The organism is Rhodococcus sp. BP-332 (assembly GCF_019836065.1).
In the GTDB taxonomy this organism is placed as follows: Bacteria; Actinomycetota; Actinomycetes; order Mycobacteriales; family Mycobacteriaceae; genus Rhodococcoides.
The window spans coordinates 35,201-59,777 of the sequence record NZ_JABUEC010000007.1; the positions used below are offsets into that span (position 1 = coordinate 35,201).

Here is a 24,577-nt window from a genome sequence, read left to right on the forward strand (position 1 = left end):
GTATGTCCAGGATCACGCCCCGCCCATCCGCCGGTAGAGCGCATCGAGCTCCGCCATCGCGGACCGCACCCCGCGCTCGTCGACGTCCGCAGTCCGCAACGCGATGCGCAGCAACGACGCCTCGAGATCGTCCGACGCCGGCGAGAACAGCGGGTCCGGCAGCGCGGGCAGCGTCGTCGCGTCACCGAAGTGATCGTCCGGATCGACCGTCGCCTCCGCGTCCTCGACGAACCCGACCAGGGCATCGAGGTCGACTCCGCGCAGCGCCAGCAGGCGGGTCGGGTCCTCGTCGATCCGCTCCGCGGCGAGATACGTCAGCGCCGCGGCGTGCTTGCAGGGCCACCCGCTGTCGGGGCAGGTGCAGTCGAAATCGAGCTGCGACGCACTCGACAGCAGCAGCCGCGGCCCCAGCGCCCGCGGAACCGAGCCGGAGGCGAGCTCGGTCAGCATGCCGGGCGACTCCTGTACGTCGGACATCAGCGCGTCCATGTCGAACGGATCCAGGACAGCGATGCTCACGGACGCCGAGAACGGCTCCACCTGACTGCCCTGGACGTCGCCGTCGATCCGCCCCGGCCGGAGTTCGAGGGAGATCACCTGCCCGCCGCGGGCGTACGTCCGTCCGCGCGAGAGCCGCCCGGCGTCGGCGATCGACTCGATGGTCTCCACGAACTGCTTGCCCCACCACGTGCGACCGAAGGCGCCCCGAGAGGTCTTCGCCGCGATGCCGTCCGGGATCCGCCGCCGGGGGCCGAACTGGTCGAACTGCGCCATCAGTCGCCCACCGCGTCCTCTGAGAGCGTGAGCAGATCGCGCAACTCCCCCGTCGACAACTCGGTGATCCAACTCTCGCCGGAGCCCACCGCGAGATCGGCCAGATCCTTCTTCGTGGTGAGCATGGTGTCGATGCGCTCCTCCACGGTGCCGACGCACAACAACTTGCGCACCTGGACGTCCTTGCGCTGGCCGATGCGGAACGCGCGATCCGTCGCCTGGTTCTCCACCGCCGGATTCCACCACCGGTCCAGGTGCACCACGTGATTGGCGGCCGTCAGGTTGAGGCCGGTGCCACCCGCCTTGAGCGAGAGCACCATGATCGGAGGACCGCCGGCGGACTGGAACTCCTCGACCATCGCGTCCCGTCGGCCCTTGCTCACACCACCGTGCAGGAACGGGACGGGAACGCCGAACCGGCGTTCGAGGTACGGCGCCACCATCGAGCCGAACGCCGTGAACTGGGTGAACAACAACGCCTTCTCGCCGTCGCCGAGGACCGAGTCGAGGATGTCGTCCACGAGTGCGAGCTTGCCGGAGCGGTGCTTGCCACGACGTAACACCGTCGACCCGTCGTCGAGGAAGTGCGCCGGGTGGTTGCACACCTGCTTGAGCCGGGTCAGCGCGCCGAGCACCGCACCCTTGCGCGCCATGCCCTCGCTCTCGGCGATCTGTCGCATCATCTCGTCGACGACGGCCTGGTACAGGCTCGCCTGCTCGGCGGTGAGGTTCGAGCGCACGGTCATCTCGAACTTGTCGGGCAGATCCGCGATGACCGTCTTGTCGGTCTTCACCCGCCGCAGAACGAACGGTGACGTGAGGGAGCGCAACCTGGCCACGGCGGTCTCCTCCTTCTCGCGTTCGATCGGGATCGCGAAGCGTGCCCGGAACGTGGCCGGGGTGCCCAGGATGCCGGGGTTGCAGAAGTCGAAGATCGACCGGAGCTCGTCCAACCGGTTCTCCACGGGCGTGCCCGTCAGCGCGATCCGGTGCGCCGCGGGAATCGCCCGCGCCGCGCGGGCCTGCGCCGTGCTGCTGTTCTTGACGTGCTGGGCCTCGTCGAGCACCACCCGTCGCCAGGTCTGCGCCGACAGTTCGCCCACGTCGCGGGCCAACAATGCGTACGTCGTGACCACCAGATCGTGCGAGCGCACGGCAGCCGTCAGGTCGTCCCCCGTCGCGCGATCCGGCCCGTGGTGCACCAGCACGCGCAGGGTCGGCACGAACTTCGCCGCCTCGCGCTGCCAGTTGCCCACCACCGACATGGGCGCGACGAGCAACGTCGGTGTCACCGATCGCTCGTGCGCCAGGAGAACCAGCAGCTGCAGCGTCTTCCCCAACCCCATGTCGTCGGCCAGTACCGCCCCGAGGCCGGCCGAACTCATGAAGGCGAGCCACTCCACACCGCGCTGCTGATACGGCCGCAGCGTCGCGTGCACCGAGTCGGGCACCTCCACCGGTTCCGGCCGGCGGTTCGGGTCGAGCAACTTCTGCGCCCAGCCGGTGGCCTCGATCCGCTCGACGGGAACCGGCGGCGGTTTCTCGGCGGACAACTGCCCCAGCACGTCGGCGAGCGGCAGGGCGCGGTCCCGGTTCTGCTTCTTCACGTACTCGATCGCGCGGCTCAGGGCGGTTCCGTCGGCCTGCACCCAGGTGCCGCGCAGTCGCACCAGGTCGCCCTTAGTCGACGCGAGCCGGGCCATCTCCTCCGGCGTCAGTTCCATGTCGCCGATGGCCAGTTGCCAGTCGTACGAGACGATCTCGTCCAACCCCACCGCCCGGTTCTCCGCGGTGGGCGACGGCGGCGAGTCGACCTTCAGCCGCAACGACGCGTCGAGGCGACTCCACGCCCGCGGAAGCAGCACCCCGACCGACACGGCACGCAGCTTCTCGACCCCGTGCAGCACGAAGTCGGTCACCGCCGCCGTGGGCAGCAGCATGTCGAGCGAGCCGGTGTCCGTCGCCATCGAGCGCAGCGGCTCGTACGCGGCCATCGCCTCGCCGAGCTTCGCCACCGCGACCCGGAACAGTTCCGCGTCCCGCACACCCGGCGCTCCGCCACCGTGTGCACCGGGCGCGCCGCCGCGGTGCACCACCACCGGCGTCGGCGCCTCACCGTCCGGACGCAGCAACACCTCGAGCGGCCACAACGGCTCCCCGGTCTCCTCGTCGTCGTCCGGTTCGGTGAGCCGCAGGACCAGCTCGGGCTCGTCGCCGCGCAGGCTCGCCCGCCACTGCTCCAGTGCCGCCTCGGAGCGAGCCGATCCCTCCTCGTACGGCTCCTCCTCGACGAGGGACCACAGGAGCGGATGCTCGACTCCGGGGCGTCCGATGACGCGGCGCACGATCGGATCCGTCACCTCGGCGAGCAGGTCGTCGAGGACGGCGCGCGCACCGCCCTCCGCACTCTGCACCGGCGGCATCGCGGCCGCCAGTTCCGCGCGCCACGCGCGCTGTGGCTCCCCTCCGACCAGTCGCCACCGTAGCCACCACTGCGACTCGAACCGCACCTGCACCGGGACCACCCGCGCGGCACGGACCCACCGCTCCACCCCGGCCACCACGAGGGCGAGATAGCGCAGATCCCCGGAGATCGCGGGGTGGCGGGGCGGAACGCGCAACAGCAGTTCCGCTGCGTCCGCCGGCGCCAGCGCGATCGACGGCATCGACACCGCCACCTGTCCGCGCGGCGTCGGCAGGGTGACGTCGGCACGGTGCCGCATCCGTCGGGACATCACCTTGGCCAGGTGAGGCGGGAGCTCCGGCGTGTCGGCCGAGTGACGGTCGCCGCTCGGGGCGTCGTCGTCCTCCCACAACATCAGGCCTCGACCGGGGGTCCAGAGGCCGTGGAGCATGGTGCCATCCAATCACTGCGAGGCCTGTGCAGAACGTCCCGCGTCCTGTCGGACCCACCCGGCATACTCGCTCCTCGTGACCTTCTCCTCGACCCGGCCGACGCGGCGTCTCGCGTCCGCGCTCGTCGCCGCGATGGTCCTGGCCGTCCTCACCGGCTGCTCGACGCTGCTGGGCGCGCCCACTCCCGCACCGGGCAGTCCCCCCGCGACGACGATCGAGTCACTGCTCGCGCAGGTCGCCGTCGTGGACTCCCGGCCCGACGTGCCGGGGTACGAGCGCAGTTGCAAGGCCGGGGACGGATGCGTGTTCGGTCCCGCCTGGACCGACGACTACGACGGCCCGGGCGGACACGACGGCTGCGGCACCCGCGACAACGTGCTGCAGCTCGCGCTCACCGACGTGCAGTTCCGACCGGGAACCAACGACTGCGTCGTCGTGGCGGGATCGTTGAACGATCCGTTCACGGGATCGGTGCTGCCGTTCAGCAAGCAGAGCGCGGGCGACGTGCAGATCGACCACACCTACCCGCTGGCGGCGGCGTGGGACATGGGCGCATGGCAGTGGCCGCTCGATCAGCGCATCCGTTTCGCCAACGACATCACGTACAACCTCATGGCCGTCTCGGGTGCGGAGAACCAGTCGAAAAGCGACAAGACCCCCTCGGACTGGATGCCTCCCAACGGCGCGTACCACTGCTACTACGCGGGGCGGTTCCTCACGGTGGCCGTCCGGTACGGGCTTCCCGTCACGGTGGCCGACCGGGACGTGCTGACCACGGTGTCGAACTCCTGCCCCTGACTCCGTCCGAACCCGAGCCGACGCCGGAACCGTTACGCTGCCCGTCATGTCGCGTGTGTTCACCAAAGACACCCAGCTCTGCATGTCGTTGTCGGGGCGGCCCAGCAACATCGGGACCCGGTTCCACAACTACCTCTACGACGAGCTGGATCTGAACTTCGTCTACAAGGCGTTCACCACCACCGACCTCCCCGCGGCCGTCGCCGGAATCCGTGCGCTCGGAATCCGCGGCTGCGGAGTGTCCATGCCGTTCAAGGAGGCCTGCATCGAGCACGTCGACGTCATGCACGACTCGGCGTCCGCGATCGACTCGGTGAACACCATCGTCAACGAGGACGGCGTGCTGCACGCCTACAACACGGACTACCAGGCCGTCGCGGACCTCGTCCGGGAGGCCGGTCTCGACCCGTCGTGGTCGGTCGCGGTCACGGGCAGTGGCGGCATGGCCAAGGCCGTCGTCGCCGCGCTGCGGGACACGGGCTTCACCACGGGAACTGTCGTGGCGCGCAACGAGAGAACCGGACCGGCTCTCGCCGAGAAGTACGGCTACGGCTGGTCGGCCACCGCCGACGACGTCTCGGCCGACGTCCTCGTCAACGTCACACCCGTCGGGATGGCCGGCGGTCCGGACTCCGACGCGCTGCCGTTCGCCACCGAGCAGATCGCCGCCGCTCGCGCCGTCGTCGACGTGGTCGCGGTGCCGTCAGAGACACCGCTGATCGTCGCGGCGCGCGCCGCCGGAAAGCCCGTGATCACCGGTGCGCAGGTGGTGGCACTGCAGGCCGCGGAGCAATTCGCGCTGTACACCGGCGTGCGCCTGCGCACCGAGCAGATCCAGCGGGCCTCCGAGTTCAGTCGGCGCTGAGGTCGTTCGACCAGCCGACTACTCACGGAACATTCTGGCGGTGACCTCGAGGGCGGCGCGCCGTGGGAGCAACCGCACACCGGCCGACTGCAGCTTGTTGTTCACTCCGGACACCACCGAGGCCGGGGGCCGCTTGGCCGCGAGCGCCGCGAACGTCGTGTCCATGACCTGTTCCGACGTCTGCATCTTCCCGAACGCGGCGTCCTTGCTGCCGAGCACCTCGAAGAACTCGGTCTCGGTGGGACCCGGCGAGACCGCCATGACGGTGACACCGGTCCCGCGAGTCTCGACGGCCAGCGCCTCGGTGAAGCTGAGCACGAACGCCTTGCTCGCCGCGTAGACGGCCATTCCCGGGAGCGGTTGGTACGCCGCCGTGCTCGCGAGCGTGACCAGCACACCCGCGCCGTGCTCGATCATGCCCGGCAGGAACGCACGCGAGAGATCGACGACAGCAGCGATGTTCACGGCGATCTCGTTGCCGAGCGTCACCGGATCCTCCTCGACGAACGGCTGGTGCGTCCCGAATCCCGCATTGTTGATCAGCGAGTGCACCGTGATGCCGCGGTGACCGAGAGTCGCCTTCAGCGCCGATCCCGCACCGGGCACGGCGAGGTCCGCGGCGATCGGGGTGGCGGTGACACCGTGCCGGGAGGAGATCTCCGCAGCCAGCTCCTCGAGGCGATCGAGTCGCCGCGCGACGAGCACGACGTCGCACCCGAGGGACGCGAAGCGTCGTGCGAAATCGGCACCCAGGCCCGAGCTCGCGCCGGTGACGAGGACGGTGGATCCGGTGAGACGCGTACGCAGCGTCGACATGGTCATCCGCTCACTGTAGGGACCGGACGTCCGACGATCAGAAGTGCTGCCATGTGGGTTTCTCCGACAACGCGTACCGGTAGTAGTCACTCGACCCCAGCGCCGACGCCGCGCCCTCGTCGACGACCACGGTCACGTGCGGATGCATCTGGATCACCGACGCCGGACAGGACGCGGCCAGCGGCCCCTCCACCGACGCGGCGAGAGCGTCCGCCTTCCCTTCGCCGAGTGCGACGAGGACCAGATGGCGGGCCTCGAGAATCGTGCCCAGACCCTGGGTCACCACGTGATGCGGTACCTCGTCGGCGGAGTGGAAGAAGCGTGCGTTGTCCTCCCGCGTGCGGCGCGTGAGGGTCTTGACCCGCGTGCGGGAGACGAGCGACGACCCCGGTTCGTTGAAGCCGATGTGGCCGTCGGACCCGATGCCCAACAGTTGCACGTCCACACCGCCCGACGCGGCGATCGCGGCGTCGTAGCGAGCGCACTCGGCCGCGACGTCCGCCGCCTCGCCGTTCGGACCGTCGATGGCATCCGGGTCGATGTCGATCGCCGCAGCGAACTCCGTGGCGATCACCGAACGGTACGACTGCGGGTGGGCGGCCGGCAGACCCACGTACTCGTCGAGGAGGAACGCCCGGCAGGACGCGAACGACAACGCCTCCTCGCGATGCCGCCGACCGAGCTCCCGGTACGTCCCCAACGGGGTGGACCCCGTCGCCACGCCCAGCACCGCGGCGCCTTTCCTGACCCTGCGTTCGACGATGTCCGCCACGGTGCGGTGCACCGCCGCTGCGTCGTCACGGATGACGATCTCCATCCGGCACACCCACTTCCACTCGTCCGCGCCTCACGACGCTCGTCACGGTCAGATCGGCATCGGTGATCACGATGTCCGCGCGCATCCCGGCCGCCAGGCGCCCCACCGTGTCCTGCAGGCCGAGGAACCGAGCCGGTGTGGTCGCCCCCATGCGCACCGCCGACACCAGGTCGACTCCCGACTCGGCCACCGCCCGTCGCACGATGTCGAGGACTGTCGACGTTCCGCCCGCGATGGCTCCCGGCGCATCGCCGTCCTGCGTCAGGCGCGCCACCCCGTCCGCGACCGTCACGTCGAGCGAGCCCAATCGGTAGGGACCGTCGCTCATCCCGGCCGCGGCCATGGCGTCGGAGACGAACACGATGCCGTCGGGTCCGACGAGATCGACCACCATGGCGACCGTCCAGGAATCGAGATGCACTCCGTCACCGATGAGTTCGAGCACCATCTCGCCGCGTCCCGCCGCCGCGAGACACGCGGCCACCGGTCCGGGCGCCCGATGATGCAGCGGCGGCATCCCGTTGAACAGATGGGTGGCGCTCACCGACCCGGTCAGCCGCGCCAGCGCTGCCGTGACCGTGGCCGCATCGGCGTCGGTGTGGCCCACGCTCGGACGGATGTCGTTCTCGGCCATCACCCGAGCGAGGGCGTCCAGGTTCGCGGTCTCCGGTGCCAGCGTCATCGACCGCACGGCTCCCCCACCGGCCGAAACCACGGCCTCGAGGAGGCTCGGATCGCCCGGGACGATCGCCGCGGGATCCTGTGCACCGCAACGGCTACGGGCGAGGAACGGCCCCTCGAGATGAACGCCCGCGATGTCGCCGCGGCGCCACAGCTCCGCCAGCAGTGTCGTCCTGTCGACGAGCACCTCGCGCGGGGCGGACACGAGGGAGGCGAGCATGGTCGTCGTCCCGCTGCGCACGTGATGCGCGACAGCGGCTTCGACGGCGTCGGCCGTGGCATCGGGAAAGCCTGCTCCCCCGCCGCCGTGACAGTGCACGTCCACCATACCCGGCAGAATCGTCGACGACGACGACGGGACGGCGATGTCCGTCCACTCGCGGGCCGGGCCCACCCGGACGATCCGATCGTCCTCGAACTCCACCACCCCGTCCTCGAGCACACCGTCCACCAGGACGACGCGGCCGCGGAAGAGGGTCACGCCGAGCCGTCGCCGGCCGGCTTGTCCGTCGGCGCGGTCGTGGCGTCCGTCGATGCGGTGGTGGCCGCCGGTGCACCGGTGGTCACCGCCGCGTCGTCGAGGGTCACGTCGTCCTCACGTCCGGGCGTGCGCAGGTTCCACTTCTTGATGACGAAGCTGAACAGCACGTAGTAGATGACGGCGTAGACCAGGCCGATCGGGATGAGAAGCCATGCCTTGGTGGCGATTCCGTAGTTCAGCAGGTAGTCGATACCGCCCGCGGAGAAGAAGAAGCCGTCGTGGATGCCCAGTGCGTTGGTCAACGCCATCGAGGTACCGGTCAGCACGGCGTGCACGATGTAGAGCGGCCAGGCGACGAACATGAACGAGTACTCGAGCGGCTCGGTGATACCGGTGACGAAGGCCGTGAGACCGGTCGAGAGCATGATGCCGCCGACGAGCTTCTTCTGCGACGGCTTCGCGTTGCGGTAGATCGCGAAGGCAGCGGCGGGCAGCGCGAACATCATGATCGGGAAGAAGCCGGTCATGAACACTCCGGCGCTCGGGTCCCCGGCGAAGAAGCGGTTGAGGTCGCCTCGGACGATCTGGCCGCTCGCGTCCGTGTAGTCACCGACGAGGAACCACACGACGGAGTTGAGGATGTGGTGCAGGCCGGTCGGGATGAGCATGCGGTTGGCGAAACCGTAGATTCCGCTGCCGACGACGGAGTGATCGGCGACGGTGGTGCCCACCCAGTTCAGGGCGCTGTAGAACAGCGGATACACGAAGGACATCAGGACGCCGACGACGAGACCGGTGATCGCCGTCAGGATCGGGACGAGGCGTCGGCCGCTGAAGAAGCCCAGGTAGTCGGGCAGCTTCTGACGGTAGAAGCGTTGCCAGAGAACGGCGGAGAGCAGACCGATGATGATGCCGGCCAGCACGCCGTAGTCGATGACGGCAGGGTCGCCGTTCGCGTCGACCTCGCCGTCGAGCACCACCGGCGACATGGCCGTGAAGACGCCGTCGACCACCATGTAGCCGACCACCGCGGCCAACGCGGTGGAGCCGTCCGACTTCTTCGCCCAGCCGATCGCGATGCCGACTGCGAAGATGAGGGGAAGCCACGTGAAGACCGACTGCCCGGCGGCCGAGATGACCGACGCGGTGGTCTCGAGCGGGGCGAAGCGTCCGAGCAGATCGGGCTGGCCGATGCGGAGCAGGATGCCTGCGGCGGGGAGCACGGCGATGGGCAGCATGAGACTGCGCCCGAATCGCTGCAACCCGGCGAGTGCGCGGGAGTCCTTCTTCTCGGTGGGCGTCTGTGGTGCGGTGTTCCCGGTGGCAGTCGTGCCGGCCATGGCGACCTTCTTCTCGTGTGTGTTGTGGACCGGTTCCATCACGGGTACTGTCCGGTCATAACCAGTTGTAGTTTGACCAGGTGGCAGCCTGATGTCAAACAGAAAGTGTGAGCACGCCCACCTGCATCGCATCGCGCCGGGGGCGGGTCACCGAGCGGAAGGAGCACCGCATGTCCAAGGCGGACGCCATCGTCGCCGGGCTCGGAGGAGCCGGGAACATCGTCGAGATCGAAGCCTGCATCACGCGGCTCCGCACCGAGGTGCGAGACGGAGCACTCGTGAACGAGGCCGCTCTCAAGGCCGCCGGAGCACACGGGGTCTTCCACAAGGGGACGGCCGTGCAGGTCATCGTCGGGCCCGAGGCGGACACCCTCGCCGAGGACATCGACGACATCCTGTGACCGACACCGCCGTGGGCAGCCCGCTCGCGGGCACCGTCATCGCACTGGCCGACGTCCCCGACCCGGTGTTCTCCTCGCAGATGGTCGGCGCCGGCGTGGCTGTCAGACCCGCTTCGACGACCGGAATGGTGGACGTCCACTCGCCCGTGTCCGGTCGCATCCTCAAGCTGCACCCTCATGCCTTCGTGGTTCTGACGGAGGACAGGAAGGGAGTGCTGGTGCACGTCGGTATCGACACCGTGACGATGAAGGGCGAGGGTTTCGAACTCGTCGCAGCAGAGAAGGACTCGGTGTCGGCTGGAGACGTCGTCGTGCGCTACGACCCGGCCGCTGTCGCCGCCGCCGGATTCGACGACGTGTGCCCCGTCGTCGTGATGGACTCCGCCGCGGACTCCTTCGCGACGCCGTCGGTCGGGTCGTCCGTCACTGCCGGCGAGCCGCTCTTCACCCTCTGACGCGCCGGGGTCAGGCCAGCCCGACCAGCTTCTCCGACTCTCTCCACAGCCCGTCGACCACGCCGGGATCGTCTACCTGCCCGTTCGTGCGACCGCGAGCCTTGTGGCGGCTGTAGTAGATCCCGGCGACCTCGGCGTCCGGCTTGTCGACGGCCACCGACACCAACGGCTCGGCGCCCGACTCGGCACTGATCGAGGCCACGTACTTCAGCGGAGTCCGGTAGATCACCCGGAACAGGACGTTGGCGTTGCCGAAGTTGCTGCGCACCGCTCCGGGGTGGACGGCCACCGACGTGATGCCGCGGTCGGACCACCGCTCCGTGGCGCCGCGGGTGAAGCCGATGTTCATCAGCTTGCTGGTGCAGTAGGCGCGGAACTCGGCCGGCGAGGAACGGTCGTAGGCCATGTCCTGCAGATCGATTCGTCCACCGAGGTTGCCCACGGACGACGTGTTGACGATGCGACTGCCCGCCGTACCGCCGAGTCGGTCGAGCAACAGATGGGTGAGCAGGAACGGCGACAGGTGATTGATCTGGACGTTCGGCTCGTGCCCGTCGGCGGTGCGCTTCGACGGATCGAACGTTCCACCCGCGTTGTTCAACAGGACGTCGATGTGATCGACGGAATCCCGCAGCTCGTCCGCGACCCGTCGCACGTCGTCGAACGAGGCGAAGTCGGCCACGAACGCGCGACCACCGATCTCCGAGGCCGCGGCGGCGGTCTTCTCCGGTGAGCGGCCCACGACGAGCACCTCCGCACCGCGTTCCGCCAGGGTGCGCGCCGCGATGCGCCCGATCCCGTCGCTCGCTCCCGTCACGACGATGGTGCGACCGGTGAGCGAACGGGGAGTGGGCACGAAGGAGCCTTTCGATCTGCGGATGGAACGCCTCGACCGAAGTGTACGAGCGGACGGCGTCAGCGACGCTGTCGGCTGTGGACGTCAGCGACGCTGTGGCCGCCGCCCGCCCTGGACCTCCATCGTGAGCTGGTACCGATCGCAGCGGTACCAGCTCTCCGTGTGTTCGATCGGCCGGTCACCGCTGAACGACACCCGGTCGAAGTACAGCACCGGCGCCCCACGCTTCGTCCCCAGCAGCGTCGCGGTGTCGTTGTCGGCCGCCGTCGCGCTGACCGTCTGCTCGGCGCGATCGATGGTCTGCCCGTAGTGGGAGGACACCGCGTCGTAGATGGACTTGCTCAGATCGAGATCGACCAGGCCCGGCAGCACGGCGGCGTCGTACCACCCGTCGTCGACGCTGACGGGCTCTCCGTCCGCCAGTCGCAGCCGCTTGATGTGGTACGCCTTGCCGCCCGCGGCGATGTCCAGCGCACGGATGGTGGCCACCGACGGATCCTCGAGCCGCGCGAAGAGAACGACCGTGGTGGGTTCGAGACCCTGAGCGCGCATCTCCTCCGAGAACGACGCCAGGTGGAGCCTCGACTGGACGGGCCGACTGGCGACGAACGTGCCCTTGCCGCGCACCCGCACCAGGTGGCCCTCGTTGACGAGCTGACCGATGGCCTCGCGCACGGTGATCCGACTGACCCCGTAGTCCTCCATGAGGCGCCGTTCGCTCGGCATCAGATCGCCGGGCTGGAGTTCCTTGGTGCACCGGTGCAGCAGGATCGCGCGGAGCTGCTCGTGCTTGGGTACGGCACTGTCGCGAAGGTGGACGGGCATCACCACGGCGTGTACTCCCGAGAATCGGCGCGACCGGAGCGATCTGTGGCGCGAGCGGTACGGACTGGTCCCGTCCAACTTACTACCGTGGCTGCGCCCCGTGCGCCTTTTGCGCACCCTGGGATACGCGAAAGGCGCACGGGGATGGAATCCTCACCCGCATGACCGAGAGCACCGTCCCGTCCGCAGCCGACTGCGCCGTCCTGTGGCCAGTCGCCACCCGCTGGGAGGACAACGACCACTACGGGCATGTCAACAACGTCACGTACTACTCGTACTTCGACACCGCGGTGAACGGGTGGCTCATGCAGAGCACCGGCCTCGACATCCGCACACTCCCGGCCATCGGCGTGGTGGCCGAGACGTCCTGCAGGTTCCTCAGCCAACTGAGCTTTCCCGACGATCTGCAGGTGGGTATCGCCGTCGAGAGACTCGGCAACACCTCGATCGTGTACGCACTGAGCATCTTCCGGGTGGACGGCGAAAACCTGACCCCGGCGGCGGCGGGACGGTTCGTGCACGTCTACGTCGACGCCGAGACCCGCCGCCCGACACCGGTCCCCGCCGAGATCCGCGCGGTCGTCGAGGCACTCGGACAGTGACAGCCCCCGGCCGGGTGTCCCTCGCCGTGCCGATCGGCGCGGGTGTGGTCACGGCGCTCGTCGGCTTCACCAGTTCGTTCGCCGTGGTCCTCACGGGCCTGCGCTCGGTGGGGGCGAGCGAGTCCCAAGCCGCGTCCGGACTGTTCGCCATGTCTCTCGTCATGGCCTTCGGGATCACCGGTCTGGCACTGCGCTACCGCATCCCGATCACACTGGCCTGGTCCACACCCGGTGCCGCGTTGCTCGCGGGTACCGGAGCGGTGGTCGGCGGATGGCCGGCGGCCGTGGGGGCGTTCGTGACCGTGGGCATCGCGATCGTGCTCACCGGAGTGTGGTCCGGCCTCGGCCGCGTCATCGCGGCGATCCCGGTGTCGTTGGCACAGGCGATGCTCGCCGGCGTCATCCTGCCACTGTGTCTCGAACCCGTGCGGGCCCTCGCGGACAATCCCGCGGCGGTCGCCCCCGTCGTCGTCACATGGGTCGTGCTGCTGCGCTTCTCCCCGCGCTGGGCGGTACCGGCGGCCTTCGCCGTCGCCGCAGTGGTCATCGGCATCTCGCTCACGACGGGCGACACCTTGATCGGCGCCCGATCGCTGCTCCCGAGCCTCGACCTCGTCGCACCCACCTGGACGTGGCAGGCGCTGATCGGCATCGCACTGCCGCTCTACATCGTGACGATGGCGTCGCAGAACATCCCGGGAACGGCCGTCATGGCCTCCTTCGGCTACGCGGTACCGTGGCGAGCCTCGATGACCGTCACCGGTGTCGGCACAGCGATCACCGCGCCCGCCGGCGTTCACGCCGTCAACCTCGCTGCCATCAGCGCAGCGCTCGCGGCCGCCCCGGACGCGCACCCGGACAAGGATCGTCGGTGGATCGCGGCGGTGGCTGCCGGGGCGTCCTACCTGGCCCTCGCGCTCGCCTCGGCGGCGCTGGCGACCCTCGTCGCCCTCGCGCCGGCCGGCATCGTGGAAACCGTTGCGGGACTGGCATTGCTGGCCACCCTCGCGGCATCGCTGGCCGCCGCGTTGAGTACCGAGGCGGACCGCGTGCCGGCAGCCATCACGTTCGTGGTCGCCGCCTCGGGTGTGGCGATCGCGGGGATCGGCTCGGCCTTCTGGGCGCTCGTGCTCGGTCTCGTCGTCCGACTGGGCCTCACCCGACGCGCCTGAGGACCGGGGCTCCTCGTGCGCCTTTCGCGTATCCAGGGGTACGCGAAAGGCGCACGGGGGCGGAGCCCACTCAGAGGATCCCGGCCTCCTCCGCCGTGGCGACGGCGCGGCCGATGATGCCGTCCACCAGATCCGTCGTCGGAGAACCGTCGCGTGCCCGGTTGCGCTCGTCGTCGATGGCCCGGCGCATGACGCCCTCGGCGATGACGGACAGCTTCCACAGCGCGAGGGCGTGCCAGTACCCCACCGCGGAGACGTCGCGGCCGGTGGCGGCGGCATAGAGCTCGACCAGCTCGTTCCTCGTCGGGAAGCCCGGCAACGTGGAGGACATGAACATGCCCGCGTTGTCGTCGTCGGCCTCCGACCAATAGGCCAGCAACGCACCGACGTCCGCCAGTGGATCGCCGAGCGTGCACAGCTCCCAGTCGACCACCGCGACGATCGCATCGTCGACACTTCCCTCACCGGATCCGCTGGTGATGATGTTGCTCAGATGGAAGTCGCCGTGCACCAAGGAGACCTCGGCCTGCTCCGGAGCCGACGCCGCCAGCGCGGTGGCCAGGCGCTCGATGTCCGGAACGTCCCGCGTCTTCGATTGCTCCCATTGAGCCGACCACCGCTTCAGTTGCCGTGCAGCATACGGCTTGTGACTCGCCAGGTCGGTGAGTCCGGTGCTGTCGAGATCGACCGCGTGGATCTTGCCGAGCGTGGCGGGCATGGCCTCACCGATCGTCCGACGACGTGCCTGCGACAGTGTCTCCGCGACAGTCGGGCTGTCGACCACCAACCCGTCGACGTGACTCATCAGCACGAGGGGCGCATCGGTGACGGCGGGGTCGTCGGTGAGGGCGATCGTCGTCGGCACGGGCACCGCGGTGTCCTGCAGCGCGGACAGGATGCGGTACTCGCGAGCGACGTCGTGTGCCGACGCCAGCAACGTGCCCAGCGGCGGACGCCGCAGGACCCAGTTGCTGCCCGCGGCGTCGGTCACCGCGAAGGTCAGATTCGACTGCCCGTTACCGATGCGCTCGAAGGTCAGTGGCCCCGAGACCCCGATGTCGAGGCTCTCCATCCACGTCGTGACCGCACCGTCGTCGAGGCCCGGTGTCGTTCCCGTCGTCACTTGTCGATCTTCCGGTAGGGCGCCAGCTCGGTGCGTGCGATGGTCCGCTTGTGCACCTCGTCCGGACCGTCGGCGAGACGCAGGGTCCGCAGGTGGGCGTACATGCTGGCGAGCGGGAAGTCGTCGGAGACACCGCCGCCGCCGTGGACCTGGATGGCGCGGTCGACGATCTTCAGGGCCATCGCGGGCGCGGCGACCTTGATGGCCGCGATCTCCACGCGCGCTTCCTTGTTGCTGAACTCGTCCATCATCCAGGCGGCCTTGAGCGTGAGGAGGCGGGCCATCTCGATGTCGATGCGGGCTTCGGCGATCCAGTCCTGGATGTTGGCCCGCGCCGCGATCGGCTTGCCGAACGCCACGCGGGACGACGCACGGTCACACATGAGTTCCAGTGCGCGCTCTGCCATTCCGATCGCACGCATGCAGTGGTGGATTCGGCCGGGGCCGAGACGTGCCTGGCCGATCATGAAGCCGGCACCCGGTCCGGCGAGCACGTCCTTGCCGGGGACGCGGACGTTCTCGAACAGGACCTCGGCGTGACCCTCGCGGTCCTGGTACCCGAACACGGGCAGTCCGCGCAGGACGGTGACGCCCGGCGCGTCGATCGGCACGACCATCATCGACTGCTGCTCGTACGTCGACGCCTCGGGCGCGGTCTTGCCCATGACGATCAAGACCTTGCAGTTCTGGTGCAAAGCGTTGGAAGTCCACCACTTCCGACCATTCAGGATCCAGTCCTCGCCGTCGGCCACCATGGACATCGCGATGTTCGTCGCGTCGGAGCTGGCGACATCGGGCTCCGTCATAGCGAAAGCGGAGCGGATGGTGCCCTCGAGCAACGGTGCGAGCCACTTCTCCTTGTGCTCGTCCGTGCCGAAGCGGGTGAACACCTCCATGTTGCCGGTGTCGGGTGCGGCGCAGTTACAGGCCTCGGGCGCGATCGCGGGGCTGCGGCCCATGATCTCCGCGAGCGGCGCATACTCGGCGTTGGTCAGACCGGGGCCGTAGGCGGGATCCGGATGGAAGAGGTTCCAGAGGCCGCGCGACTTCGCGTCGGCCTTGAGCTCCTCGAGGATCGGCGGCTGGAAGTGCGGATCACCGGACTCCAGGATCTGCTGGGCGTAGACCGCCTCCGCCGGATAGACCTTCTCGTCCATGAACGCCAGCAGGCGCTGCTGGTAGTCCTTGCACCGATCCGAGTACGCGAAATCCATGTCAGCGATCCTGTCCTGGCCGTGCGGCCGTCTCGAGAGATGTTCGGTACCGACGCATCCCGGCGATCCACCGGTCGTAGTCGGCACTCTTGTGCGAGTAGAACGTGAGCACCTCGGGGTGCGGGAGAACGAGGAACTTCTCGGTCTCCATCGCCTCGAGGACGATGCGAGCGACGTCCTCCGGTTCGAGGACGGTGCCGGCGCCGGTCACGGCGGAGGCCGCCACCGAGGCACCCTCGGCGTCACTGTCGAAGCCCGAGTTCAGGAGCGCCGTGTTGACGCCCATCGGGCACAGGCAGCTCACCGCGATGCCCTTGTCGCCGTAGGTGACCGACAACCATTCGGCGAAGCCGACGGCGGCGTGCTTGGACACCGAGTAGGTGGCCGATCCGATCTGGGTGAGCAGGCCCGCCGCGGACGCGGTGGACAGGAAGTAGCCGTGCGTTCCGCGCTCGATCCATCGCGGGATCACCACGCGCGCAGCGCGCACATGGGCGAGGACGTTGACCGACAGCGCGGTGTCCCAGGCGGCGTCGGTGCTGTCGAGCCCCATCCCTGCCGTCGTCCCGGCATTGGCGATGTAGATGTCGAGTGGCCCGAACGCCTCCTCGACCCGCTCGATCATCTGGGCGATCACCGCGTCGTCGGCGACGTCGCCGCCGACGGCGATGCACCGCTCCCCCAGTCGCGCGGCGACCGCATCGGCGGCCGCCCCGTCGAGATCGGCGACCAGGACCGAGTTCCCGGCCTCGACCAGTGCAGTGGCGAGGGCGGCGCCGATACCGGCGCCACCTCCCGTGACGATGGCGACCTTGTCTGTGACCCGCATCATTCAGATAGTAGGCATGCGCAGTGGGTGACGGGCTTTCAGGGTCAACGAACTCGAGGTCGACCTCGAGTTCAGAAAGTAGTCCGGTGCCGCTCCTGCTCGACGATCTCGTCGATGTCGCCGAGCCGCTCCATCGAACTGACTGCTCGGCGCGTGCGCATGTTCTTCGCCAGCCGCTCGCGGTGCTTGTGCGTGAACGCCCAGTACCCCGCCGTGAACGGACACGCGTCCTCCCCGACCCGCTTCTTGGGGTCGAACGCGCAGCCCTTGCAGTGGTCGGTCATGCGGTCGATGTACGCGCCGCCGGACGTGTAGGGCTTGGTCGCGATCACTCCCCCGTCGGCGTGCTGACTCATGCCGAAGACGTTGACGGGCATGACCCACTCGTACCCGTCGACGAAGTGCTCGGTGAACCACCGGGTGAGCGCCCGCGGGTCGTACCCCCGTTGCAGCGCATGGTTTCCGAGGATCATCAGGCGCGGGATGTGGTGCACCCACCCGCGATCGCGCACGCCGGCGAGGGCGTCGGACAGGCACGCCGCGGTGACCTCCTCCGCGTCGAGGGTCTGGAACCATCCGGGCAGCGGGGTGTCGGCATCGAGGGCATTGGTGCGCATGTAGTCCTCGCCCAGATGCCAGTAGAGGTGCCACACGTACTCGCGCCACCCGAGGATCTGGCGTACGAACCCCTCGACGCTCGCCAGCGGTGCCGTCCCGTCCCGGTAGGCCTGCTCGGCGGCGCGCGCCGCGTCCAACGGGTGCAGCACACCGAGGTTGAACGGCACCGACAGCAGCGAGTGCGACATGGTCCAGTCCGCCGCCATCACGGCGTCCTCGTAGGGACCGAACGTGGCGAGACGGGTGGCCACGAAGGTCTCCAGCGCCGACGCCGCCTCGGCTGCGGTGACGGCGAAGAGACGCGGTCCGTCCTCGCCGGACCAGTCGACGTCCATGGCGTCGAGATCCGCGCGCACACCGGCGTCGATGTCGTCCTCCTCGGGCCACCACGGTTCGGGAACACCGAGTGTCGTCCGCTTCTTGGGCGGCTTCTCCCTGTTCTCCGCGTCGAGGTTCCAGGTGCCGCTCACCGGGTTCTCGCCGTCCATCAGGATGTCGAACCGGCGGCGCTGCTCTCGGTAGAAGTTCTCCATCAGGAACGACTTCTTGCCGACCGCCCACTCGGCGAAGTCCGCACGGGACAGGGCGAACGTCGGAGTCGGCACGATCTCCTCGACCAGACCCTCGTCGGCCAGCCGACGGACGAAGGCCTCCGCACGCCGCGACGTCGGTTCGTGCACGACGACCGGGCGCCCGACGCGGGCCAGGCCCTCGCGGTAGGTGTCGGCTCGGATGTACGTGGCACGGTCGCCGAGTTCGTCCGCGAGGTGCCGCATGCCGCTGAGCAACAGATGCGCCTTCTGCCGATGACCCCGTCGACGGCCCAACGCGCGCGCCGACTCGATGATGACGACGTCGCGGTCCACCATCTCCTCGGACGAGTGGACATGGGGGCCGAGCTGATCGGCGAACACCCAGAGCGGAGCCGGAGAGGACATGCTCTGCTGTTCCCCGTCCTCCGCGGAGCCAACCGGCCGGGCACCGCTACGCGTGACCGTCCGCCACCGTCATCCGATGCCCATCCTGCTCGTTCTGTGCGTGTCGGTGAGGCAATCGCCGAGCGAGTTGCTCACTCTCGTACACATCACTTGCGCAATGCGGTCAGGCGAGCATGCTGTGAGGTGAGCCACACCCGGTTCGTCCACACTGTGCGCCCTCCTCTCACGACGAGGTCCGCGCACCGGCGGAGAGGAAGCCATGACCCGATCGGACACATCACCGCGGGGCGATCGCATCGCGCATCCCGTGCAGCTCGTCCAGCCCGACGGCCGGCGAGTGCACGACCCCGAGCACTGGCGACTCGTCGCCGACGTCGACGCCGCTCACATGCTCGACATGTACCGCGACATGGTGGTCGCTCGCCGCATCGACACCGAGGCGACCGCGCTGCAGCGCCAAGGTGAGCTGGGACTGTGGGCACCGCTGCTGGGTCAGGAAGCAGCCCAGGTGGGCTCGGCTCACGCCGTCACCGCGGACGACTACATCTTCACGAGTTACCGCGAGCACGCGGTGGCGTACTGCCGAGGCGTGCCGGTGGAGAAGCTCACCGCACTGTGGCGCGGTACTGCGCACTCCGGCTGGGACCCCGACGAGTACAACATCACCAACCCGGCGATCATCGTCGGAGCGCAGGGACTGCACGCCACCGGCTACGCCATGGCAGCGCGGCTCGACGGTGCCGAGATCGCCACTGTCGCCTACTTCGGCGACGGCGCCACCAGCGAAGGCGACATCTCGGAGGCGCTGTCGTTCTCAGTCTCTTTCGGGGCCGGCGTCGTGTTCTTCTGCCAGAACAACCACTGGGCCATCAGCGAGCCCGTCGCGCTGCAGAGTCCGCTGCCGCTCGCCTCCCGCGCCGCCGGCTTCGGCATGCCCGCCCTGCGGGTCGACGGCAACGATGCCCTCGCCGTCCTCGCCGTCACCCGTGCCGCCGCGCACCGCGCCCGCACCGGCGGAGGCCCCACGTTCATCGAGGCCATGACCTACCGCATGGGCCCGCACACCACCTCGGACGATCCGACGCGGTACCGCGCCGACGCCGAGCGCGACGTGTGGGCGGCGCGCGATCCGTTGGACCGCCTCGACAGACTGCTCACCCGCGAGGGCGCCTTGACACCGTCCGTGCGCGAGGGCATCGCCGCGACCGCCGACGACGTCGCCGCCCGGCTCCGCTCCGCCACGATCTCCGCCGTCGATCCGGAGTCGTCCACCCTGCTCGACCACGTCTACGCCGAACCCCACGCTGTGGTGGACCGCCAGAAGGAGACACTGCGATGACCACCGGAACCCTCTCCCGCGCCGGCGCGACCACCGCGTCGTCCGATCTCCACGTCAAGGGCACCCTCGGTGGTGCGATCAACGCAGGTCTCCGCGCCTCCCTCGAGGCCGACGACAAGGTCGTGCTGATGGGCCTCGACATCGGCAAGCTCGGCGGTGTGTTCCGCGTGACCGACAGACTGCAGAAGGACTTCGGCGATCAGCGCGTGCTCGACATGCCCCTCGCCGAGTCCGGCATGGTGGGCACCGCGTTCGGCATGGCGCTGCGCGGCTACCGCCCCGTCGTCGAGATCCAGTTCGACGGGTTCGTCTATCCGGCCTTCGACCAGATCGTGTCCCAGGTGGCCAAGATCCGGTACCGCACCGCCGGTCGCATCGGCGCCCCGATGGTCATCCGCATCCCGTTCGGTGGTGGCATCGGAGCCGTCGAACACCATTCGGAATCTCCCGAGGCGTACTTCGCCCACACGGCGGGCCTGCGCGTGGTCAGCCCGAGCACGCCCCACGACGCGTACTGGATGATCCAGCAGGCCGTGCACTCGGAGGACCCCGTCGTCTTCCTCGAGCCCAAGCGTCGGTACTGGGACAAGGGCGAATGGGCCACCGATGCGCCCGATCTGCCGCTGGACGCCGCTCGCGTGTGCCGCACCGGTACCGATGCGACAGTGGTGGCCTACGGGTCGATGGTGCAGACCGCACTGAAGGCAGCCGAGGTGGCGGAGTCCGAGGGCCACAGCCTCGAGGTCATCGATCTCCGGTCCCTCTCACCGCTGGACACCGACACGGTCTGTCGGTCCGTGCGTCGGACCGGGCGCCTCGTCGTCGTGCACGAGGACACGGGCTACCTCGGCATCGCGGCGGAGGTGGCGGCCCAGGTGTCGCAGGAGTGCTTCTACTCGCTGGAGGCACCCGTCCAGCGGGTCACGGGCTTCCACGTTCCGTACCCGCCGGCACGCCTCGAGCGGCACCACCTCCCGGACGTCGATCGGATTCTCACGGGAGTCGACACGGTTCTCGCAGGCTGACGCGCCGCACGCGAATCACTGCGCCGGGTCACAGGATTCTGCCAGCCTCGTGCGCCATCATGGGGACCCGTGAGTACCACGACGACGCAACAGATCGCGCTTCGCGCCCGACGCACCACCCCTCGGTGGTGGGCACTGACAGGAGTGTCTGCGGCGGCACTGGTCGTGCTCTACGCCGTTCTGCCGCTGCTGGGCGTGCGCTACCCACCGGCGTCGGTCGCGCTCGAGGCCCTCTACGCCCCGGCCGACACGGTGCTCGACGTCATCGACGTGACGACCGTGCTGGTGGTGGTCGCCGCGCTGACGGTGGTCGCGGTGGTGCGCAAGTTGCCGTACGGCATCGGCGCGATCCTCATGCTGTGCCTCGGGTCGACCCTGACCGCCGCAGCCGGGTCGGCATGGCTGTCCGATCACATCGCGACGTCGGCACTTCCCGACGGCCGCGTGGTCGCAGCATCCTCGGTGATCGCGTCGGGTGCGCTCGTCGTGCCCGGTCGGCTGCGTCCCGTCGTCCTGGGGCTGGGCTCGGCCCTGGTCGCCGGCGTGGCCCTCGCCGCCGTGGTCACCGCGGGTGCGACAGGCATCGGCATCGTCGGGGCGCTGCTGGTGACCGGGATGTGGTGGGGCGCCGCCGGTGTCGTCATGGCGCACTCCCCCGTCGCCGCTGCACGCGAGGCGAAGAACCCTCTCGACACCGCGGCCCTGATGCTCCGCCGCCGGTGAGCGGGCGGGGCATCAGGGCCGGGTACACCTAGAGGGCTTTGAGTTCCTCGATGACGGCGTTGACGGATTTCTTCGCGTCGCCGAAGAGCATCGACGTGCGGTCCGCCGTGAACAGCGGATTGTCGATACCGGCGTACCCGGAGCTCATCGACCGCTTGAGCACGATCACCGACCGCGACTCGTCCACGTTCAGGATCGGCATCCCGTGGATCGGCGAACTCGGGTCGTTGCGCGCCGCCGGGTTGGTGACGTCGTTCGCGCCGATGACGAGGGTGACATCGGTGCGGGAGAACTCCCCGTTGATGTCGTCCATCTCCTTCATCGCCTCGTACTCGACGTCGGCCTCGGCGAGCAGCACGTTCATGTGACCCGGCATGCGCCCGGCCACCGGGTGGATCGCGTACTTCACCTCGACGCCCTTGGACTCGAGGATCGACGCCATGTCCTTGACCGCGTGCTGCGCCTGCGCGACCGCGAGACCGTACCCGGGCACCACGATGACCTGCGAGGCGTACGCCATCTGGATCGCCGCGTCCGCCGCCGAGGTGGACTTCACCGTGCCGCCGGCGTCGTCCGGGCCACCGACCGCGGACGCGCCGCCGCCACCGAACGACCCGAACACGATCGCCGGGATCGACCGGTTCATCGCCGTCGCCATCAGGTTGGTGAGGATGGTTCCGGACGCGCCGACGATCATGCCCGCCACGATCATCGCAGTGTTGTTCAGCGCCAACCCCGCCGCCGCAGCGGACAGACCCGTCAACGCGTTGAGCAGCGAGATCACCACCGGCATGTCCGCGCCGCCGATGGGGAACACCACGAACAGGCCCATCAGCGCCGCCGCGACGAGCACCAGCACGATCCACCACTGCGAGGTGCCCTCACCCGGGGTGGCGCGCAGACCGATGTAGATCGACACCGCCACCGCGAGAAGCAGCAACACGATGTTGGTGAGCTGGAAGATGCGCGCGTTCTTCACGAACGCCTTCTCCACCTTCTTGTTCAGCAGCTCCTGCAGCTTGAGGAACGCCACCAGCGAACCCCAGAACGACACCGAGCCGATGACCGCGGCGAAGAGCGATCCGATGACGATGTGCACCGTCGGTTCCTCGCCGTGCTGGAACGCCGAGAAACCGTCGGTCTCGATGAACTCCGACCAGGCGATCAACGCGACCGTGCCACCGCCCACGCCGTTGAACAGCGCCACCAGCTGCGGCATCGCCGTCATCTTCGTGCGCTTGGCCGGCGGGACACCCAGCAGGACACCGATGGCCAGACCGGCGGCGATGAGGATCCAATTGATCGCCGCGGTGTCGCGGACCTCGATGAGAGTGGCCACCACGGCGATACCCATACCGACAGCGGCGATCCAGTTACCGCGCACCGCCGTCTTCGGGCCGGTCAGACCCATCAGGCCGTAGATGAACATGGCGAACGCGACGACGTAGAGGATGTTGACGAGGTTGTTCATCAGGAATCAGCACCCTTCTCACCGGCTGCAGTCGACGCAGCAGCAGGCGCCTTCTTTCCCTTGAACATGCCGAGCATGCGGTCGGTCACCAGGAACCCACCGACGACGTTGAGCGTGCCGAAGATCAACGCGACGAACGCGATGATCCGCACACCCCACGGCGCGTCCTCCGGCAACCGTCCCAGCACGATGAGGGCGCCGAGCACGACGATGCCGTGGATGGCGTTGGTGCCCGACATCAGCGGCGTGTGCAGCGTGTTCGGCACCTTCGAGATGACGGCGAAACCGACGAACCCGGCCAGGACCAGGATCGCGATGTTCGCGAGCAACGGTGTGTACATCAGGCGTCCGCCTTCACGGTGGTGTCGGCCGTGCGCGTCACGCACGACTTCGCGAGGACCTCGTCGGTGAAATCGGGGGCGAGGGCACCGGCATCGTCGAGCATCAGCTCGATCAGGGCCGAGATGTTCTTGGAGTACAGCTCACTCGCGTGCTCGGGCATCGTCGCCGGCAGATTCAGAGGCGAGGCGATGATGACGTCGTTCTTCACCACCGTGCGGCCGGGCTCGGTGAGCTCACAGTTGCCGCCGGTCTCCCCGGCGAGGTCGACGACCACACTGCCCGGCCGCATCCCCGCGGCAGCCGCCGCGGTGACCAGCCTGGGCGCCGGACGACCCGGCACCAGAGCTGTGGTGATCACGACGTCGAACGTCGAGATCGCCTTCTCCAGCGCCGCCTGCTGCTGGGCACGCTCGTCCTCGGTGAGCTCACGGGCATACCCGCCCTCGCCGGCGGCATCGATCCCCAGATCGAGCCACTGCGCACCGACCGACCGCACCTGGTCGGCGACCTCCGGGCGCACGTCGTACCCGGTGGCGCGGCCACCGAGACGCTTCGCCGTCGCCAACGCCTGCAACCCCGCCACACCCACACCGAGCACCAGCACCGTCGCCGGCTTCACCGTGCCCGCCGCGGTGGTGAGCATCGGGAAGAACCGCGTCGATTCCGATGCCGCGAGCAGCACCGCCTTGTAGCCGGCGACGTTGGCCTGCGAGGACAACGCGTCCATGACCTGAGCGCGGGAGATACGCGGAATCGCCTCCACCGCGAAGGCCTGCACGCCCGCGGCGGTCAACTCCGGAATGATCGTGTCCGCGTTGCGCGGCGCGAGGAAGCCGATGAGCGTCGATCCGCGGCGGAGCTTGCGCACCTCGGCCGAGGACGGTGGCGCGACCTTGACCACCACGTCGGCGCTGTACGGATCGCCGATGCTCGCACCGGCGTCGACGTACAGCTGATCGGGGATCAGCGCTCCGAGGCCGGCACCTGCCTCCACCACCACGCGCACGCCCTTGCCCGTCAGCGCGGCGACCACCTTGGGAACCAGCGCCACGCGGCGCTCCCCCTCGTTCGTCTCACGCACGACGCCGACCAGCGTCCCTGCTTCTCGAGAATCTTCCACCAGCTGTACTTCCTGTGAATGGCGGCACGTCCGCGTCCCGCGGAGCTGCACTGCCGCCGACTGTCGTCGGTTCCGAGAACGACCTCGTCGACGGTG

24 protein-coding genes are annotated in these 24,577 nt (G+C 68.9%); 9 read left to right on the plus strand and 15 right to left on the minus strand.

The window, feature by feature from the left end:
• Positions 1-12: 12 nt before the first annotated feature.
• Positions 13-774: an SWIM zinc finger family protein gene (locus HQ314_RS20765; RefSeq protein ID WP_037187418.1), complete on the minus strand. Its 762-nt coding sequence runs from the start codon at positions 772-774 to the stop codon at positions 13-15.
• A complete protein-coding gene (locus tag HQ314_RS20770; RefSeq protein WP_222651168.1) occupies positions 774-3,629 on the minus strand; it encodes a DEAD/DEAH box helicase in 2,856 nt (951 codons plus the stop codon). Before HQ314_RS20770 ends, HQ314_RS20765 begins: the two co-directional genes overlap by 1 nt.
• 133 nt (positions 3,630-3,762) lie before the next feature.
• Here HQ314_RS20770 and HQ314_RS20775 point away from each other — a divergent pair, with 133 nt between their 5' ends.
• Positions 3,763-4,428: an HNH endonuclease family protein gene (locus HQ314_RS20775; protein ID WP_056448586.1), complete on the plus strand. Its 666-nt coding sequence runs from the start codon at positions 3,763-3,765 to the stop codon at positions 4,426-4,428.
• 46 nt (positions 4,429-4,474) lie between these two features.
• Positions 4,475-5,293 (plus strand): shikimate 5-dehydrogenase, encoded by an 819-nt coding sequence (locus HQ314_RS20780; RefSeq protein ID WP_027507246.1) that lies wholly within the window; start codon positions 4,475-4,477, stop codon positions 5,291-5,293.
• A gap of 18 nt (positions 5,294-5,311) precedes the next feature.
• Here the strand turns inward: HQ314_RS20780 and HQ314_RS20785 are convergent, their stop codons facing one another.
• From HQ314_RS20785 to HQ314_RS20800, 4 genes are all read right to left on the minus strand, one after another.
• On the minus strand, positions 5,312-6,115 hold the full coding sequence (locus HQ314_RS20785) for an SDR family oxidoreductase (protein ID WP_027507247.1): 804 nt from the start codon (positions 6,113-6,115) through the stop codon (positions 5,312-5,314).
• A 31-nt stretch (positions 6,116-6,146) separates the two neighbouring features.
• On the minus strand, positions 6,147-6,926 hold the full coding sequence (gene nagB / locus HQ314_RS20790; protein ID WP_222651170.1) for a glucosamine-6-phosphate deaminase: 780 nt from the start codon (positions 6,924-6,926) through the stop codon (positions 6,147-6,149).
• The gene (locus HQ314_RS20795) at positions 6,907-8,010 is read right to left on the minus strand and encodes an N-acetylglucosamine-6-phosphate deacetylase (protein WP_374197860.1); all 1,104 of its coding nucleotides are present in this window, start codon (positions 8,008-8,010) and stop codon (positions 6,907-6,909) included. Before HQ314_RS20795 ends, nagB begins: the two co-directional genes overlap by 20 nt.
• Before the next feature lie 74 nt (positions 8,011-8,084).
• A complete protein-coding gene (locus HQ314_RS20800) occupies positions 8,085-9,326 on the minus strand; it encodes a PTS transporter subunit EIIC (protein WP_374197861.1) in 1,242 nt (413 codons plus the stop codon).
• Positions 9,327-9,598: 272 nt separating this feature from the next.
• Between HQ314_RS20800 and HQ314_RS20805 the strand changes: the two genes are divergently transcribed.
• Both HQ314_RS20805 and HQ314_RS20810 read left to right on the plus strand, forming a co-directional pair.
• The gene (locus HQ314_RS20805; protein WP_027507251.1) at positions 9,599-9,829 is read left to right on the plus strand and encodes a glucose PTS transporter subunit EIIB; all 231 of its coding nucleotides are present in this window, start codon (positions 9,599-9,601) and stop codon (positions 9,827-9,829) included.
• The gene (locus HQ314_RS20810) at positions 9,826-10,284 is read left to right on the plus strand and encodes a PTS glucose transporter subunit IIA (protein WP_222651172.1); all 459 of its coding nucleotides are present in this window, start codon (positions 9,826-9,828) and stop codon (positions 10,282-10,284) included. Before HQ314_RS20805 ends, HQ314_RS20810 begins: the two co-directional genes overlap by 4 nt.
• A gap of 10 nt (positions 10,285-10,294) precedes the next feature.
• On the opposite strand, the gene HQ314_RS20815 is transcribed toward HQ314_RS20810, so the two are convergent.
• Together HQ314_RS20815 and HQ314_RS20820 are read right to left on the minus strand one after the other, a co-directional pair.
• Positions 10,295-11,140: an SDR family NAD(P)-dependent oxidoreductase gene (locus tag HQ314_RS20815; RefSeq protein WP_222651174.1), complete on the minus strand. Its 846-nt coding sequence runs from the start codon at positions 11,138-11,140 to the stop codon at positions 10,295-10,297.
• An 84-nt stretch (positions 11,141-11,224) separates the two neighbouring features.
• On the minus strand, positions 11,225-11,968 hold the full coding sequence (locus tag HQ314_RS20820; protein ID WP_056448583.1) for a GntR family transcriptional regulator: 744 nt from the start codon (positions 11,966-11,968) through the stop codon (positions 11,225-11,227).
• A gap of 158 nt (positions 11,969-12,126) precedes the next feature.
• Here HQ314_RS20820 and HQ314_RS20825 point away from each other — a divergent pair, with 158 nt between their 5' ends.
• Together HQ314_RS20825 and HQ314_RS20830 are read left to right on the plus strand one after the other, a co-directional pair.
• Entirely contained in the window at positions 12,127-12,567 is a 441-nt protein-coding gene (locus HQ314_RS20825; RefSeq protein ID WP_222651176.1) for a thioesterase family protein, read from the plus strand.
• Positions 12,564-13,739: a benzoate/H(+) symporter BenE family transporter gene (locus HQ314_RS20830; protein WP_222651178.1), complete on the plus strand. Its 1,176-nt coding sequence runs from the start codon at positions 12,564-12,566 to the stop codon at positions 13,737-13,739. Before HQ314_RS20825 ends, HQ314_RS20830 begins: the two co-directional genes overlap by 4 nt.
• A 70-nt stretch (positions 13,740-13,809) precedes the next feature.
• Here HQ314_RS20830 and HQ314_RS20835 read toward each other — a convergent pair whose 3' ends face one another.
• The 4 genes from HQ314_RS20835 to HQ314_RS20850 form a co-directional block, all read right to left on the minus strand.
• The gene (locus HQ314_RS20835; RefSeq protein WP_222651240.1) at positions 13,810-14,811 is read right to left on the minus strand and encodes a phosphotransferase family protein; all 1,002 of its coding nucleotides are present in this window, start codon (positions 14,809-14,811) and stop codon (positions 13,810-13,812) included.
• A 47-nt stretch (positions 14,812-14,858) separates the two neighbouring features.
• Positions 14,859-16,076: an acyl-CoA dehydrogenase family protein gene (locus tag HQ314_RS20840; protein WP_222651179.1), complete on the minus strand. Its 1,218-nt coding sequence runs from the start codon at positions 16,074-16,076 to the stop codon at positions 14,859-14,861.
• 1 nt (position 16,077) lies between these two features.
• Positions 16,078-16,905, minus strand: coding sequence for an SDR family oxidoreductase (locus HQ314_RS20845; RefSeq protein WP_027507259.1), 828 nt, complete (start codon positions 16,903-16,905; stop codon positions 16,078-16,080).
• A gap of 71 nt (positions 16,906-16,976) precedes the next feature.
• Positions 16,977-18,461, minus strand: coding sequence for a cryptochrome/photolyase family protein (locus HQ314_RS20850; RefSeq protein WP_222651181.1), 1,485 nt, complete (start codon positions 18,459-18,461; stop codon positions 16,977-16,979).
• A gap of 259 nt (positions 18,462-18,720) precedes the next feature.
• On the opposite strand from HQ314_RS20850, the gene pdhA reads away from it, so the two are divergent.
• The 3 genes from pdhA (at position 18,721) to HQ314_RS20865 (ending at position 21,548) form a co-directional block, all read left to right on the plus strand.
• Positions 18,721-19,800 (plus strand): pyruvate dehydrogenase (acetyl-transferring) E1 component subunit alpha, encoded by a 1,080-nt coding sequence (gene pdhA / locus HQ314_RS20855; protein WP_222651183.1) that lies wholly within the window; start codon positions 18,721-18,723, stop codon positions 19,798-19,800.
• Positions 19,797-20,825: an alpha-ketoacid dehydrogenase subunit beta gene (locus HQ314_RS20860; RefSeq protein ID WP_082544673.1), complete on the plus strand. Its 1,029-nt coding sequence runs from the start codon at positions 19,797-19,799 to the stop codon at positions 20,823-20,825. The genes pdhA and HQ314_RS20860 overlap by 4 nt, the downstream gene beginning before the upstream one ends.
• Before the next feature lie 69 nt (positions 20,826-20,894).
• The gene (locus tag HQ314_RS20865) at positions 20,895-21,548 is read left to right on the plus strand and encodes a hypothetical protein (protein WP_056448448.1); all 654 of its coding nucleotides are present in this window, start codon (positions 20,895-20,897) and stop codon (positions 21,546-21,548) included.
• A gap of 28 nt (positions 21,549-21,576) precedes the next feature.
• Here the strand turns inward: HQ314_RS20865 and HQ314_RS20870 are convergent, their stop codons facing one another.
• Genes HQ314_RS20870 through HQ314_RS20880 form a run of 3 tightly spaced genes read right to left on the minus strand, consistent with a single transcriptional unit; the run spans position 21,577 to position 24,484 of the window.
• Positions 21,577-23,019: an NAD(P)(+) transhydrogenase (Re/Si-specific) subunit beta gene (locus tag HQ314_RS20870; RefSeq protein WP_222651185.1), complete on the minus strand. Its 1,443-nt coding sequence runs from the start codon at positions 23,017-23,019 to the stop codon at positions 21,577-21,579.
• Positions 23,019-23,360, minus strand: a complete 342-nt coding sequence (locus HQ314_RS20875; RefSeq protein ID WP_222651187.1) for an NAD(P) transhydrogenase subunit alpha — start codon at positions 23,358-23,360, stop codon at positions 23,019-23,021. Before HQ314_RS20875 ends, HQ314_RS20870 begins: the two co-directional genes overlap by 1 nt.
• The gene (locus HQ314_RS20880) at positions 23,360-24,484 is read right to left on the minus strand and encodes an NAD(P) transhydrogenase subunit alpha (protein WP_261781950.1); all 1,125 of its coding nucleotides are present in this window, start codon (positions 24,482-24,484) and stop codon (positions 23,360-23,362) included. Before HQ314_RS20880 ends, HQ314_RS20875 begins: the two co-directional genes overlap by 1 nt.
• Between the last annotated feature and the right edge of the window lie 93 nt (positions 24,485-24,577).

Excerpts from the sequence above, each read along its gene's own strand:
- HQ314_RS20765 (WP_037187418.1), bottom strand. The coding sequence starts at position 774 with ATGGCGCAGTTCGACCAGTTCGGCCCCCGGCGGCGGATCCCGGACGGC.
- HQ314_RS20770 (WP_222651168.1), bottom strand. The coding sequence starts at position 3,629 with ATGCTCCACGGCCTCTGGACCCCCGGTCGAGGCCTGATGTTGTGGGAG.
- HQ314_RS20775 (WP_056448586.1), top strand. The coding sequence starts at position 3,763 with ATGGTCCTGGCCGTCCTCACCGGCTGCTCGACGCTGCTGGGCGCGCCC.
- HQ314_RS20780 (WP_027507246.1), top strand. The coding sequence starts at position 4,475 with ATGTCGCGTGTGTTCACCAAAGACACCCAGCTCTGCATGTCGTTGTCG.
- HQ314_RS20785 (WP_027507247.1), bottom strand. The coding sequence starts at position 6,115 with ATGACCATGTCGACGCTGCGTACGCGTCTCACCGGATCCACCGTCCTC.
- nagB (WP_222651170.1), bottom strand. The coding sequence starts at position 6,926 with ATGGAGATCGTCATCCGTGACGACGCAGCGGCGGTGCACCGCACCGTG.
- HQ314_RS20800 (WP_374197861.1), bottom strand. The coding sequence starts at position 9,326 with ATGCTGCCCATCGCCGTGCTCCCCGCCGCAGGCATCCTGCTCCGCATC.
- HQ314_RS20805 (WP_027507251.1), top strand. The coding sequence starts at position 9,599 with ATGTCCAAGGCGGACGCCATCGTCGCCGGGCTCGGAGGAGCCGGGAAC.
- HQ314_RS20825 (WP_222651176.1), top strand. The coding sequence starts at position 12,127 with ATGACCGAGAGCACCGTCCCGTCCGCAGCCGACTGCGCCGTCCTGTGG.
- HQ314_RS20835 (WP_222651240.1), bottom strand. The coding sequence starts at position 14,811 with ATGGAGAGCCTCGACATCGGGGTCTCGGGGCCACTGACCTTCGAGCGC.
- HQ314_RS20840 (WP_222651179.1), bottom strand. The coding sequence starts at position 16,076 with ATGGATTTCGCGTACTCGGATCGGTGCAAGGACTACCAGCAGCGCCTG.
- HQ314_RS20845 (WP_027507259.1), bottom strand. The coding sequence starts at position 16,905 with ATGCGGGTCACAGACAAGGTCGCCATCGTCACGGGAGGTGGCGCCGGT.
- HQ314_RS20850 (WP_222651181.1), bottom strand. The coding sequence starts at position 18,461 with ATGTCCTCTCCGGCTCCGCTCTGGGTGTTCGCCGATCAGCTCGGCCCC.
- pdhA (WP_222651183.1), top strand. The coding sequence starts at position 18,721 with ATGACCCGATCGGACACATCACCGCGGGGCGATCGCATCGCGCATCCC.
- HQ314_RS20860 (WP_082544673.1), top strand. The coding sequence starts at position 19,797 with ATGACCACCGGAACCCTCTCCCGCGCCGGCGCGACCACCGCGTCGTCC.
- HQ314_RS20870 (WP_222651185.1), bottom strand. The coding sequence starts at position 23,019 with ATGAACAACCTCGTCAACATCCTCTACGTCGTCGCGTTCGCCATGTTC.
- HQ314_RS20875 (WP_222651187.1), bottom strand. The coding sequence starts at position 23,360 with ATGTACACACCGTTGCTCGCGAACATCGCGATCCTGGTCCTGGCCGGG.